The 13,399-nt window shown below is 70.2% G+C and carries 11 protein-coding genes; 2 read left to right on the top strand and 9 right to left on the bottom strand.

Annotated elements, in window-relative coordinates:
• Positions 1 to 227: 227 nt before the first annotated feature.
• The 4 genes from efeO to QM619_RS13100 all read right to left on the bottom strand — a co-directional run bounded on the left by efeO (position 228) and on the right by QM619_RS13100 (position 5,662).
• The gene (gene efeO, locus QM619_RS13115) at positions 228 to 1,478 is read right to left on the bottom strand and encodes an iron uptake system protein EfeO (RefSeq protein ID WP_415109344.1); all 1,251 of its coding nucleotides are present in this window, start codon (positions 1,476 to 1,478) and stop codon (positions 228 to 230) included.
• Positions 1,468 to 3,063 carry an iron uptake transporter permease EfeU gene (gene efeU, locus QM619_RS13110; RefSeq protein ID WP_415109341.1) on the bottom strand — a complete coding sequence of 532 codons (1,596 nt, stop codon included), beginning with the start codon at positions 3,061 to 3,063 and terminating at the stop codon, positions 1,468 to 1,470. Before efeU ends, efeO begins: the two co-directional genes overlap by 11 nt.
• Before the next feature lie 195 nt (positions 3,064 to 3,258).
• Complete coding sequence (locus QM619_RS13105; protein WP_415109338.1) at positions 3,259 to 3,951, bottom strand: response regulator; 693 nt, start codon at positions 3,949 to 3,951, stop codon at positions 3,259 to 3,261.
• Between the two features lie 4 nt (positions 3,952 to 3,955).
• Positions 3,956 to 5,662 (bottom strand): ATP-binding protein, encoded by a 1,707-nt coding sequence (locus QM619_RS13100; RefSeq protein WP_415109335.1) that lies wholly within the window; start codon positions 5,660 to 5,662, stop codon positions 3,956 to 3,958.
• A 349-nt stretch (positions 5,663 to 6,011) separates the two neighbouring features.
• Here QM619_RS13100 and QM619_RS13095 point away from each other — a divergent pair, with 349 nt between their 5' ends.
• On the top strand, positions 6,012 to 7,373 hold the full coding sequence (locus QM619_RS13095; protein ID WP_415109332.1) for a CitMHS family transporter: 1,362 nt from the start codon (positions 6,012 to 6,014) through the stop codon (positions 7,371 to 7,373).
• Here QM619_RS13095 and QM619_RS13090 read toward each other — a convergent pair.
• The 5 genes from QM619_RS13090 to QM619_RS13070 form a co-directional block, all read right to left on the bottom strand.
• Positions 7,348 to 8,583, bottom strand: a complete 1,236-nt coding sequence (locus QM619_RS13090; protein ID WP_415109329.1) for an MFS transporter — start codon at positions 8,581 to 8,583, stop codon at positions 7,348 to 7,350. The genes QM619_RS13095 and QM619_RS13090 overlap by 26 nt on opposite strands.
• Positions 8,580 to 9,248: a GntR family transcriptional regulator gene (locus QM619_RS13085; protein WP_415109326.1), complete on the bottom strand. Its 669-nt coding sequence runs from the start codon at positions 9,246 to 9,248 to the stop codon at positions 8,580 to 8,582. Before QM619_RS13085 ends, QM619_RS13090 begins: the two co-directional genes overlap by 4 nt.
• Before the next feature lie 124 nt (positions 9,249 to 9,372).
• Positions 9,373 to 10,188, bottom strand: coding sequence for an ABC transporter ATP-binding protein (locus QM619_RS13080; protein WP_415109323.1), 816 nt, complete (start codon positions 10,186 to 10,188; stop codon positions 9,373 to 9,375).
• Positions 10,188 to 11,246: a FecCD family ABC transporter permease gene (locus QM619_RS13075; RefSeq protein WP_415109320.1), complete on the bottom strand. Its 1,059-nt coding sequence runs from the start codon at positions 11,244 to 11,246 to the stop codon at positions 10,188 to 10,190. Before QM619_RS13075 ends, QM619_RS13080 begins: the two co-directional genes overlap by 1 nt.
• Positions 11,243 to 12,295: a FecCD family ABC transporter permease gene (locus QM619_RS13070; protein ID WP_415109318.1), complete on the bottom strand. Its 1,053-nt coding sequence runs from the start codon at positions 12,293 to 12,295 to the stop codon at positions 11,243 to 11,245. Before QM619_RS13070 ends, QM619_RS13075 begins: the two co-directional genes overlap by 4 nt.
• Positions 12,296 to 12,390: 95 nt before the next feature.
• On the opposite strand from QM619_RS13070, the gene QM619_RS13065 reads away from it, so the two are divergent.
• Positions 12,391 to 13,395: an iron-siderophore ABC transporter substrate-binding protein gene (locus QM619_RS13065; RefSeq protein WP_415109315.1), complete on the top strand. Its 1,005-nt coding sequence runs from the start codon at positions 12,391 to 12,393 to the stop codon at positions 13,393 to 13,395.
• The last annotated feature ends 4 nt before the right edge of the window (positions 13,396 to 13,399 follow it).

Here is a 13,399-nt window from a genome sequence, read left to right as displayed (position 1 = left end):
GCGGCGCCACCGCCGACCGCAGCGCCGGCGGCAGCCGCCGCGGCGCCGCCGGCGATCAATCGGCGGCGGGAGAACCCGGCCGGCGCGGAGGCGTCCGGACCGGTCGTGGACGGCCCCGGCTGCGGCGGGGCAGCGCTGCCCGAAGGATCGGCGTGCGATTCCTCAGTCATCTCCTGCTCCGTTCACAACCGGGGCCGTCCGGCGCCCCATGCCGAGCGCCATCGGCGTCACGTGGCCGTGGCGACCTTCTCGGCGATCTTCTGCATCGGCTGCTGCAGGGCGAGCACGGCCTGGCTCAGTGCCTTGCGGTGCTCGTCGCGATTTGCAGCGGTCCAGGCCAGGTAGCCGGTCGGCGAATCCTTGGTCCGCAGCTTGCCCAGGGCGGTGTCCACATTGCCGAACTGGGCGACGACCTGCTGCAGCAGATCGGGATCGATCTTCTCCAGTCCCGGCTGCAGGTAGCCGAACGCCTGCCGGGCACCTTCGAGATTGGCGTGGAAGTCGTACAGGTCGATGTGGCTGTAGGCCTCTTCTTCGCCGGTGATCTTGCCCGACTGCACCTCTTCGAGCAGGGCGGCCGCACCGTTGGCCAGATCTTCCGGCTTGAACTCGAGCGTCTTCACCACATCGACCAGTTTGCCGACGTTGCTTTCCAGCTCGGTGGCGTACTTCTTGGTCGAATCGGTGATCTTGCCGGCCTTCCACAGATCGCGCTCGACGGCATGGAAGCCCGACCAGCCGACCTTCTCGTCCAGGTTGGACGCCCGCATGTCGATCAGGTAGTCGAGGTTGCCCTTGTTGTCGTCGACCTTGAAGCCGGGCATCACGAAGCCCTCGACGTCGGATTCGATCTTCTCGTAGAACGGGCGGCCCTGGATGTAGGCGGTCTTCGCGGCGTCCACATCGCCGGCGTCGACGGCCTTCTTCAGCGCGGCGACCGCCCCTTTGAGTCCGTCGGCCTGGGTGCCCACCCAGACGGCGTAGTCCTGGGCGCCCTGGTTCAGCAGGGTCGCGGTGCTGCCGGTCGGTGCGGCGGCGGCCTGTCCGGTGACGGTGAACGGCTGGGTCTGCGGCGTGGCGCCCAGGCAGTACAGCGTGTACTGGCCACCGTCGATGGTGACGGTGAAGCTGGAGGCGGGCAGGCCGGGCGCGAGGTTCTCCTTCTCGCCGAGGATCTTCAGCTCGCTCTGCAGCTCGACCTCGGTGATCGCGGTCGAGCTGACGTTCTCGACGGTGAAGGTGATCGGTCCGGCCGGCGCGGTGGCGAAGTCGGCAGTGCAGGTGTCGCCGCCCTCGCCGCCGGTCAGAGTCACCTTGACCTGGGCGACGCCGTTGACCACTGGAGCGCCGCCGGTCGATGCCGATGCGGACGGGCTGGTCGACGTACTCGGCGAGCTGCTGGCCGAGCACCCGGCCAGGCCGGTCGCCAAGGCGAGAGCGGCACCCAGGCCGGCCACCGCGTGGGACTTATGGGACATTGAGATTCCTCCTTGATTCGGATTCGGACGCCGCGGCCACCGGCTCGGGCGGGGTGAGTCGGCGCTGGGCGCGCACGGCGAGGAACAGGACGACCAGAGCCGCCAGCAGCAACAGGACGGGTAGCGTCCGACCCCAGAAATCGCGCTCCACCTGCTCGGCACGGACGTGCCGGGCGGCGTCCGCGGCGGCCTGCACACGGGCGTCGTCCACGGTCAGCGAACCCGACCGGAGCTGCGTTCCGTTGCTCAACCTCCCGTTGAGGTTCAGAGTTCGCGGATGTTCCAGCCCGCCGCCGCTGATCGTCGCGGTGGTGGCCTCGGTCTGGGTGAAGTCGAGCACTTCGTTGGAGGTCAGCCACAATCGGCGTTCCCCGGTGCGTGACCAGCTGGTGGTGAACGGGCCCTTGGCGAGTTGCGGGTTGATGCCGACGGGGAGGCGTCCGCCGTTGACGGCAACCAGTTCGTCGAGGGTCAGAGTTGCTGGCAGGGCCGCGGAGCTGGCCGGTTCGAGCGCCTGCTGGTAAGCGACGGCGTCCGGCACGCCCCGATGTGCCTCGGGGACGCCGCCGGTCAGCGGCATCGCCGACTCGGCGGCGCCCACCGTGACAATGGCCTGGCCGGTGTCCACCTGGACGCTGCCAACCATTTGGCCGGACTGGTTCAGCAGTGCCGCGGCCCCGAGCGCAGGCAGTTGCGCCGGACCGAGGACGCCGAACAGCACCCCCGCGGTGACCGCAAGGACGCCGGCGACCCCGTACCGCAGGCGCACCGCGCCGGACGGGCTTGGCCGCCACTTCCGCGGCCAGTAGACATACAGTGCCATCGGGACCAGGTAGGCGAACCAGGCGACCACCTGAATCACCCGCGGGTCGGGTGGAATGCCCAGGACGCCGGTGAACAGCGCGCCTTGGACCGATCCCGGCGGCGCCAGCCAGGACAGGTCGACGGTGGTGGCCTGGCCGGCGTTCAGCCAGCCGGCACCACGCATCTTGCCCAACGCGTTCACCACCAGACCTGCCGCGACCAGCAGCAGGAAGAGGCTGGTGACCTGGAAGAATTTGCCGAGGTTGATCCGCATGCCGCCGGTGTAAAGGCCGTAGCCGATCACCGCCGCAGTCAGAATGCCCAGGGTGGCTCCGGTGGCGGCCAGGTCGGCGTTGGTGGACGCCGAGAACGTGGCCAACAGGAACACCGCGCTCTCGAAGCCCTCTTTGAGCACCGCCAGGAACGCCATCACCACCAGCGCTCGGCCGGTGCCGGAGCCCAAGGCGTGGTCGGCGGAACTTTCCAGCTCGCGCTTCAAGCCGCGGGCGTGACCGTTCATCCACATCAGCATGCCGGTGACGAAGACGATGGCGATGACGCCGATGATCGCCTCCATGCCTTCCTGGGCGTCCTGCGGCAGGCTCGTCTCCACCGTCCGCAGCCCGATGCCGACACCGAGGCTGAGCAGGATCGCGGCTCCGACACCGACCAGCATCGGGGTCAGCGAGTGTCCGTTGCGGCGTAGGAACGCAGCGACGATGCCGACGATGAGGGCAGCCTCGAGCCCTTCACGCAGGCCGATGATGAAGGTAGCCAGCACGTTGTTCGCCGTCCGCGGGTGATGGTGGGTGGCACTCGCGCGGTCTCAGCTCCCGTTGGGCCCGTGCGGGTGGTTAGCTTTGCCTAACCTTAGCTACCGTATTGCCTCCGGTGTGGAGCTTCGGGATGAGACTCGCGATCCGGACGCCGGCGCCGCCGCCCCATAGGCGCCAAAGGTGCCGCTCGGCAGCGCCGGTCAGGCGTCCGGAGCGGGCAGCATGCGCATCCGATAGGTGAGCTCCGGACGGCCGGTCCGGCCGTACACCGGTACCCGTTCGCACCCGCCGGTGTCGGCCAGATGCTCCAGATAGCGCCGGGCGGTGACCCGCGAGGCGCCGATGATCTCGGCGACCCGGCTGGCCGAGAGCCCACCCGCTGCGGAGCGTACCGCCGCCCGGACGGCCACCATGGTCTCCTTGGACATGCCCTTGGCCAGCTGTGGCCCGGCCGGGTCGCGCAGCGCGGCCAGCGCCGCGTCGATCTCGCCCTGGTCGAGCACCTCACGTTCCCCGGTGGTCGCGGCGACGAACGACGCGTAGTGCAGCAGCTTGGCCCGCAGTGTGGCGAACGAGAACGGCTTGATCACATAGTGCAACGCACCGCTGCGGACTGCGCCGCGCATCGACGGTACGTCGCGGGTGGCGGTCAGCACCATGATGTCGGGTCCATCCGGCATGGTCTGCAGTGCCCGTGCCACCTCCAAGCCGTGCATGCCGGGCATGTCGAGATCGAGCAGCACCAGGTCGACCCCGCCGATGGCGCACCTCTCGACGGCGCTGCGCCCGTCGAGTTCGACGCCGACCACCTCGAAGCCGGGGACCCGTCGCACGTACAGGCTGTGCCCTTCGGCGACCACCGGCTGGTCGTCCACCACCAGCACCCTAATCATCAGGTCATTTTTCCAAATCGCGCGGCGGCAGCGGAATCCTGACCTCGAACCTCGACGGGTTCTGCCGGACGTCGATCGAACCGGCCAGCCGGCGCACGGCGCCGGAGACCAGGGACAGTCCCAGGCCTCGCCCGTGTGGCCGGGCATCGTCCTCGGCCGGCTTGGTGCTCCAGCCGCGGGTGAAGATCCGGTCCAGATCCGCGGGGTCGACGCCGACGCCGGAGTCGCTGATCTCCAGCACCAGTGTCGGCACCAGGTCGTTCCGGACGCCGCCGGCGGCGTTGTCCACTCGCCCGGCCACCCGCACCCAGCGCTCGCCGGGAAGGCCGACGACGGCGTCGATGGCGTTGTCCACCAGGTTTCCGACGATCACCAGGACGTCCGGGCCGCGGTCACCGGTGTTCGGCACGTCCAGATCCTCGGCCAGCAGCAACTCGACGCCGTGCTCGTGGGCCTGAGCCGATTTGCCTAGCAACAGCGCCGCCAGCGGCTCGTCCTGGACGGCACGGGTGACGGCCTCGATCTGGGCTCGGTTGCCGGCGACGGTCGCTGTCGCATAGGCGATGGCGTCCTGGCCCCGGCCCATTTCGATCAGCATGATCACGGTGTGCATCCGATTGTCGGCCTCGTGGGCGCGGCTGCGCAGCATCTCGCTGAACGACCGCAGCGAATCCAGTTCGCCGGTCAACCGGACGAGCTCGGTGCGGTCCCGCAGCGTGGTCACCCAGCCGAGGTCTTCGCCGTCGAAGACAGCGCGCTCGCGGGTGACCACCAGCACCCGGCCGTCTTCGACGAATTGCTCGCCGTAGCACTCCCGGTCCGAGGTCATCAACTCCATCAACTCGGGGTCGAGCCACAGATCCTCCACCCGCTGGCCGGGTTCTATCTCGGGCATCCCGATCAGGTCGCGGGCGTCGTCGTTGATCAGCATCACCGTGCCGTCCTTGCCGGCCATCACCAGGCCGGCCCGCAGCGAGTGCAGCACGGCCTCGTAGTAGGTGTGCAGTCGCCGCAGTCCGACCGATCCCAGGCCGCGGGTCTGTCGGTGCAGCCGCCGGGCGATCGCCCAGGACCCCAGCAGGCCGACCGCCAGCGCGCCGGCGGCGAACGGGATCACCTGGGCTGCCCGGTCGAACGCGAGCTGGTTGACCGATGCCATCGCCACCGCCACCGACACCAGGGCGACCACCTGCCCCGTGCCGTCTCTGGCCGGAACTACCACGCGGACGGACGGGCCGAGGGTGCCGGTGAAGTCCTCGACCACCGTGCCGCCCTCGCGGGCTGGAAGCCAGCTGCCGTTGTAGGCGCCGCCGACGCGTTCGCCGGTTGGATGCGTCCATCGGATGCCGTCGGGGGAGATGACGATGATGAAGAGCAGATTGTCCGCGGCCCTGATCCGCTCGATCGGCTCGCGCAGCACCGCCGGTGGGTCGGGCGAGCCGGCTGCCTCGACGAGCCATGGCGAGCCGGCCAGTGCTACGGCCGCCGCCTCGGCACGGGCTACCGCCTCGGCCCGCGCGGTGTCGGTGGCCGAGCGGACGGCCAGCACCCAGATCGGCGCCACCGTGATGGCCAAGACCAGCAGGATCAGCGAGAAGATCTGGACGGAGAGGCTCCACCGATCCTGGGCGCCCGACCAGAGCCCCCGGTGCCGACCCCGGACGCGAGGTTCGAATCGCCGGGAGCCGACCAGCGCCGGCACCGTAGCCATGCGCCCAACTATGGCAAACCCGGACGCCGCCCGTCGGTAGCCTCGGCCAGCGTCCGGACGCCTGTGAACCGGTCGTGGCCATCGGGACGGTTCTCCTGGTCATCGGCGCGGTGCCCGGAGGACCTCCGGACGCCTGCGCGCGGCCGGCGCGATCCGGCTCGCTCGCCGCGGGCCGGGAAAAGTTCATTGTGTACGCAGCAGTTCGTATTGTCGGCGGGATGGTCGGAGAAGTACGGTTCCCCGGAAACGGACGGCGCATCGCGCGACATGTGCGAATGCGTCCGGACGAAGCGTCCGGTGACCCCACATCCACCGTTTCCCAGGTTCTTCAAAGAGGAAGAGTGCAGCGATGCTGGCAATGTTCGGCTTGATCATCGTGGCTGGATTCATGACCTTGATCATGACCAAGAAGGCCACCCCGTTCACCTCGCTGGTCCTGGTGCCGCTGGTGGTCGGCATCGTTGCGGCGTTCGTCGCCGGCGGGTTCACCTGGACGGACATCTTCAAGTTCGCCATCGCCGGCATCACCAGTAACGCCGATCTGGAGATCACCGGTGTCGCGGGTACCGCGGTGATGCTGCTGTTCGCGATCCTCTACTTCGGCCTGATGCTCACCGCCGGTCTGTTCGACCCGGTGGTGGCGTTCATCCTCCGGGTGGTCAAAGGCGACCCGTTGAAGGTGCTGGTCGGCACCGCGGTGCTGTCCCTGGCAGTGTCGGTGGACGGCGACGGGTCGACTACCACACTGGTGGTCTGCTCGTCGATGATCCCGGTCTACCGCAAGCTGAACATGAAGATGATGGACCTCGCGGTACTGGTCATCCTTGCCAACTCGATCATGAACCTGCTGCCCTGGGGCGGTCCCACCGCCCGGATCATCACTGCCCTGAACGTCGACGAAGGCGAGTTGCTGCGCCGGATCATTCCCGGAATGGTGCTGGCGGCGCTGTGGGTGCTCGGCGTGGCCGTCGTCCGCGGACTTTCCGAGCGCAAGCGGCTGGGGGTGGTGGAGATCACCCCCGAGGAACTCGCCGAAGTGGGCAAGACCACCCACCCCGAGGACGTCGACCTGGGCCGTCCGCACACCATCTGGTTCAACTTCGTGCTGACCATGGTGATGATGGTGGTGCTGGTGTTCGGTGGCGAGCTGCCGTTCATCCCGAAGGTGAACGCCGCCCTGATCTTCGCGATCGGCTTCGCTCTCGCGATCGTGATCAACTACGGCAACCTGGTCGATCAGCGCCGGGTGGTGGAGAAGTACGGCTCCTCAGCCGTCCAGGTGATCATCATGGTGCTGGCCGCCGGTGTCTTCATGGGTGTGCTGGCCGGCACCGGGATGAGCGGCGCGATGGGCCAGGCGCTCTCGGACTGGGTGCCGGACGCGCTGGGCGCGCATTGGCCGCTGGTCACCGCGATCGCCTCGGCGCCGGGCACCTTCCTGCTCAGCAACGACGCCTTCTATCTCGGCGTGCTGCCGGTGCTGAACCAGGTCGGCGTGCAGAATGGGTTCACGGCGATGGACATCGCCATCGCGTCCACCGCCGGACAGGCCTTCCATCTGCTCAGCCCGCTGGTCGGCTTCATCTACCTGCTGCTCAACCTGACCGGGGTGGACATGGGCAAGTGGCAGCTGACCTCGGCCAAGTGGGGCATCGGCACCTTCGCGGCCTTCCTGCTGGCCATGTTCACCATCGGCGGCGTCCCCCTCTGAGCCCGGACGGCGCGGACCGCGCCGGCGTCCGGGCGTCGAACCGGTGGGCGAGCCCGGAGGCCGCCAGCACCGCCGCCGAGAACCACAGCGCGCCGGCCGCACCCAGCCAACCGGTCCCTACCGCGGCCAGTGTCGGCAGCACCACCTGCCCGACCCGGTTCGAGACCAGGCGCAGCGCCAGCGCGGCCCCGCGGGAGGTGGCCGGCACCGATCGGACCACCAACGTCATGGTCAGCGGCTGGCCGATGCCGAGCAGGAACCCGCCGATCAGGGCCGTCGGCACCAGCACCGCCATCGACGACACCGGCAGGGCGATCACTGCCAGCGCCACTCCCGAGCCGACGGTGCTGGCGGTGACCAGCAGATCGTGACCCCAGCGGGCGGCGAGCCGTCCGATCCCGATCCGCGAGGCCAGGGACGCCGCGGCACGCAACCCGAGCAGCAGCCCGACCGCGGTGGCGTCGACGGCGCGGTCGTGAGCCACCAGGGGCAGGTAGGCGGTCAGGATGTCGACGGCGGTGAGCAGCGCCATGCTGGTCAACAGCGCGCTGGCAATGCCGGGACGCCGGGTCAACTCCAGGCTGCCGATTCGGTCGGCCGGATCCGGCGCGGGCCGACGAGGGGCGTTCCGAGTGCGGGCGGTGAGTGCCAGGCAGACCGCCAGCGGGATCGCCGCCGCGGCGACGGCGGCGGCCAGCCCGGCCGCCCACGCCGAGCCGGCAACGCCGACCTGACCGGGTCCGAGCGCGAACCCGGCCAGCAACGGGCCGAGCAGCTGCCCGGCCGAAACCGAGGCGGTCATCGCGCCGAAGCCCCCGTCCAGCTGGTCGTCGGTGGCGATCGTGGCGACATGCCCCTGCGCGCCGACCATCAGCAGGACGTGGGCGAAGCCGAGAGCCGTGGACGAGGCGGCCACCGCAAGCGGATCGGCCGCCAGCGCCAGCCAGCCGATCGAGGCCGCGCACAGCACTGTGCCGATCACCAGCAGGGTCAGGGTGCGGCCGGTGCGGTCGGTGAAGCGCCCCAGCGGCATCGCCGCCAGCACCGACAGCGCCGCGAAGGCGGCGGCCGCGATGCCGACCTCGAAACCGCCGCCGCCCATTGCGATGGTCCGGTAGGAGATCAGCGGGCGGGCGGCGTGCAGCCCGGTCTGGGTGACCACCAGAGTCGCCAGCAGCAGCACGAACTGGCGGCGTCCGTTGCCGGTCACCTGTCGCCCGCGCGGAGTTCGGCGACGACGGTCCCGATCAGGCTGCGGTCGACGTGCTCGAGCATCAACCCCCGAGCGGTCGCCGGGTCACCGGCGGCCACGGCGTCGGCGATCGCGGCGTGCTCGGCGCGGACCCGTTCGACGTGGTCGCCCGGTCGGACGCGGTGGCGTAGGCCGAGCAGACGGTAGCGGTCGGACCGGTCCCACAACCCGTCCAGGATGCCGATCAACGACGGGTTGTGGGACGCCCGGTAGATGGCCCGGTGAAAGGCGCGATGTGCGTGCAGCGATTCAGCGGTGGGCTGGGCAGCGACTGGATGCAGTGCGTCCAGGGCGGAGGCGATCGCGGCCAAGTCGGGGGGCCCGCGGCGTTCGGCGGCCAGCCCGGCGGCGAACGGGTCGAGGACGCGGCGCAGGTCGAGCAGGTCTTGGGCCTCGGCTGCGGTCAGCTGGGTGACGGCGGCGTCCCGGTGCGAGCTGAGGGTCACCAGGCCCTCCCCGGCGAGCTGTTTGAGGGCCTCGCGCAGCGGGGTGGTGCTGATGCCGAGTTCGGACGCGAGCCGCTCCTGCCCGATCGGGGCGCCAGGGCCCAGTTCCTCCGCCAGGATCCGCCGTTTCACCTCGGTGTAGGCGAACTGGCTCTTGCTGGGGATCGGGCCACTCACTCCGGCAGCCTATAGCCTATAGGCTCGTCTGGATCCCCGGTCCACGCCTACCGGCGGGGCGGACGGACCGTTGGCGGTTGTCCCGCCTACCGCAGACACTCGCGGCAGTCTCAATCAGTTGGGTTCAGCGCCAGCAGCCGTCGGTGGGCACCACCATCGGGGTGCCCGAGGCCGGGTCGTCGATCACCAGGCAGTTCAACTCGAACACCTCACGGACCAACTCCACGGTCAGCACCTGGGCCGGTGGACCGGCCGCGATCAGCCGTCCGGCCTTCATCACCACCAGGTGACTGGCGTAGCGAGCGGCCTGATTCAGATCGTGCAGCACCGCGACGATGGTGGTGCCGTCGCGATGCAACCGGGCGAACAGGTCGAGCATCTCGATCTGGTGGGTGAGGTCGAGGTAGGTGGTGGGCTCGTCCAGCAGCAGCACCGGGGTCTGTTGGGCGATCGCCATCGCTGCCCAGACCCGCTGCCGCTGGCCCCCGGACAGTTCCGCCACTTCGCGGGTCGCCAGCTCGGCGACGTTGGTGGCGGCCATCGCGCCACGCACGGCGTCTTCGTCGGCCGGCGTCCACTGCCGGACCAGCTTCTGGTAAGGGAACCGTCCCCGGCTGACCAGATCAACCACCGTGATGCCGTCCGGGGCGATGGACGACTGCGGCAGCAACCCGACCTGGCGGGCGAACTCCTTGGGCTTGTAGGCGTCCAGCGCCTGGCCGTCCAGGGTGACCCGACCCTCCGCCGGGCGCAACAGCCGCGACAGCGAGCGCAGCAACGTGCTCTTCCCGCAGGCGTTCGGGCCGATGATCACGGTGAACTCCTGGTCGGGGATGTCGACGGTCAGCCCGGTGCTCACCACGCGCTGGTCGTAGCGCAGCGTGACGCCCTCGGCGCGCAGCCTCGGGGCACGCAGGGATTGCTGTGCGGGGACGGTCATCAGCGGCTCCTCGCTTCGTGAACCAGCAGGGTGAGCAGATAGACACCGCCGAGCACGACGGTGACGATGCCGACCGGGACGTCGGCCGGCAGGACGTGCTGGGCGATCAGGTCGGCACCGAGCAGCACCACGGCCCCCACGGCGGCGGACGAGACCAGCGGAATGCCCGCACTCCCGGTGAGCCGCCGGGCGACCTGGGGCGCGGCCAGCGCGACGAACGCGATCGGTCCGGTGCTGGCGGTGACGATCGCGACCAGCGCGACCGCGAACAGCACCAACCCGATCCGAGACCGCTCCACCGACACGCCGTGCGCGGCCGCCGCATCGTCGCCGAGCTCCAGCTGGCGCAGGCTCGGCACCAGCAGCAGGCCGGGTGTGCAGAGCACCAGCCCCCCCATGGCCGGCACCAGGGCGGGCCAGCCGAGCAGCGCGATCGAGCCGGCGCCCCAGATCGCGGCGGCCATCGCGACGTCTTCTTGTGCCCGCAGCAGCAGGAACAGGTTGGCGGCATGCAGCATCGCGGTCACCGCGATGCCGACGATGATCAGCCGGAAGCCCTGCATGCCGCGCCGGTAGGCGAGCAGGTACACGACCACGGCGGTGAGCAGGCCGCCGACCAAGGCGCCCGCCGAGGCCGACACGGCGCCGGCACCGATCACGGTGAGGGCCAGCAGGGCGCCGGTATAGGCGCCGGTGGCGAAGCCGATCACGTCCGGGGAGCCCAGCGGGTTGCGGGTCAGCGACTGGAAGATCGCGCCGGAGAGGGCCAACGCGGCGCCGAACACCAGCGCGCCGAGCACCCGAGGTAGTCGCCAGTCGCGCACCACGGTCGAGGTAAAGCTCCCGTCGGTGGCGAACAGCGCCTGGACCACCTCGGCCGGGCTCAGCGGCAGATCGCCCAGGCCGAGCGCGACCACGGCCAGCACCAGCGCGATAACGCTGACCACCGTGGCGACCAGCAGGCCGCGCCGCGGCGCCCAGCCGCCGACCAGCGGGATCGGGAAGCTGCCCTGCCGCGGGTCGGATGTCCGCGGCCGATCCTGGACGCCGGCGCTCACAGTTCGCTCGCCTTCCGCTGCCGGACCAGGAAGACCAACACCGGCGCGCCGACCAGGGCGGTGACGATGCCGGCCGGCAGCTCGCCGGGCGCGATCGCCACGCGTCCGAGCACATCGGAGAGCAGCAGCAAAGTCGGGGCGGCGACCACCGAGTAGCCGATGATCCAGCGCTGATCGGGCCCGACGATCCACCGGACGGCGTGCGGCACCATCAGCCCGACGAACGAGATCGGCCCGGCCAGCGCGGTGGCGGTGCCGGCCAGCAGCATCACCGCGGTCACCGCGAAGATCCTGGTGCGCAGCACGTTCGCGCCCAGCGCGGCGGCCAGGTCGTCGCCCAGCGCGATCGCGTTCAGCGACGAACCGATGGCCAGCGCGATGCCCAGCCCGACCACGGTGAGCGGCGCTGCCAGGGCGAGCAGCCCGGCGTCCCGATCGAGCAGCGAGCCGGACTCCCAGGCGGTCATCCCGGCGAATCGCGCCCGATCGGTCAGGGTGATCGCGCGGGTGATGCCGGCCAGGACGGCACCGAGGGCCACGCCGGCCAGGATCAGCCGCACCGGACTGGCGCCGCCGCGTCCCAGCGAGCCGATCGCGTACACCAGCAGGGACGCCCCGAAGGCCCCGACATAGGCCAGGGTCAGTGTGCCGGCGGCGCCGGAGATGCCGAGCAGTCCGGTGCCGATCGCCAACGCGAAAGCGGCGCCGGCGTTCACCCCGAGGATGCCGGGATCGGCCAGTGGGTTGCGGGTGACCGCCTGGATCAGCGCGCCGGCGACACCCAGCGCGGCACCGGCGACGAGCGCGATCAGAGTGCGCGGGACGCGGAGCTGGTTGACCACCGCCGCGTTCTGCCCACCGCGGTCGCCGAACAGGATCTGCAGCACCTCGAGCGGCGGAATCGAGCGGGCGCCGACCGCGAGACTGACGATCACGGCCGCCGCGAGCGCGGCCAGCAGCACCAGCAGTCCGACCGCACGGACGGCGGGGGAGCGCCGCTGCGTGATGGGTGCGCTCGCGGCCTCGGGGCGCGGACGGAGGTCGGTCACGGGGAGATCATAGGCTAGCCTTACCTAAGTTCCTCCACGGGTGCGATCCGTGGCGATCGCGACCCATTCCACATCAGATCAAGCGAAGGAATCCGATGCGTCTACGAGCATTCGCGGCGGCCGTGGTGGCCACCCTATTGGCCGGCTTGGCGGCCTGCTCCTCCGGTCCGCAGGCGAGCCCGTCCGCGTCGTCCGCGGCCCCGAGCGAGTCGGCGTCCGCGCCGTCCGCCTTCCCGGCGACCATCGCGACCAAATTCGGCGACGTGACGGTGAAGGCCAAGCCCACCAGGGTAGTCGCGCTGGGCTGGGGCGACGCCGAGACCGTGCTGGCGCTCGGCGTCCAGCCGGTGGGCGCGTCCGACTGGCTGGGCTTCGGCGGCGAGGGCGTCGGACCGTGGGCGAGGGGCCTCTACACCACGGCGCCGGAGATCATCGGCACCATGGAGCCGTCCTACGAGAAGATCGGGGCGCTGAAGCCGGACCTGATCCTCGATGTGAAGAGCTCCGGCGATCAGGCTCGCTACGACCGGCTGAAGAGCATCGCGCCGACCATCGGCGTCCCGACCGGCGGCGACAGCTACCTGACCAGCCCGGAGACGCAGCTCACCATGATCGCGACCGCGCTCGGTGAGAAGGAGAAGGCCGCGGCCCTGCAGAAGGAGGTTGCGGACGCCTTCGCGGCGGCTGCCGCGGCGCACCCCGAGTGGAAGGGCAAGACCATGACGGCCGCCACCAAGTCGGCGAACAGCTGGGGCGCCTACATCGAAGGCAGCGAGCGGGTCACCTTCATGCAGAACCTCGGCTTCGTGCAGAACCCGAAGATCGCCGCGATGAAGCCGGACGCCACCGGATTCTCGGTCAGCCTGTCCTCGGAGAAGCTGGACGACATCGACGCCGACGTGGTGGTGGCCTTCCCGATCTTCATCAAGACCGAACAGCTGACCGGTGACGCGGCCTGGAAGGCGGTGCCGGCGGTCGAGGCCGGACATGCCGTGGTGATCGACGGCGACCTGTCGCAGGCCTACTCGCTGGGCACCACGATGGCGACCAAGTACGCCATCGAGAACCTGGTGCCCAAGCTGGAGGCCGCCCTGAAGTAGCCGC

It is taken from the genome of Micropruina sp. (genome assembly GCF_047606665.1).
In the GTDB taxonomy this organism is placed as follows: Bacteria; Actinomycetota; Actinomycetes; order Propionibacteriales; family Propionibacteriaceae; genus Micropruina.
This window is presented reverse-complemented; position numbering and strand designations above follow the sequence as displayed.

Excerpts from the sequence above, each read along its gene's own strand:
- efeO (WP_415109344.1), bottom strand. The coding sequence starts at position 1,478 with ATGTCCCATAAGTCCCACGCGGTGGCCGGCCTGGGTGCCGCTCTCGCC.
- QM619_RS13105 (WP_415109338.1), bottom strand. The coding sequence starts at position 3,951 with ATGATTAGGGTGCTGGTGGTGGACGACCAGCCGGTGGTCGCCGAAGGG.
- QM619_RS13100 (WP_415109335.1), bottom strand. The coding sequence starts at position 5,662 with ATGGCTACGGTGCCGGCGCTGGTCGGCTCCCGGCGATTCGAACCTCGC.
- QM619_RS13095 (WP_415109332.1), top strand. The coding sequence starts at position 6,012 with ATGCTGGCAATGTTCGGCTTGATCATCGTGGCTGGATTCATGACCTTG.
- QM619_RS13080 (WP_415109323.1), bottom strand. The coding sequence starts at position 10,188 with ATGACCGTCCCCGCACAGCAATCCCTGCGTGCCCCGAGGCTGCGCGCC.
- QM619_RS13065 (WP_415109315.1), top strand. The coding sequence starts at position 12,391 with ATGCGTCTACGAGCATTCGCGGCGGCCGTGGTGGCCACCCTATTGGCC.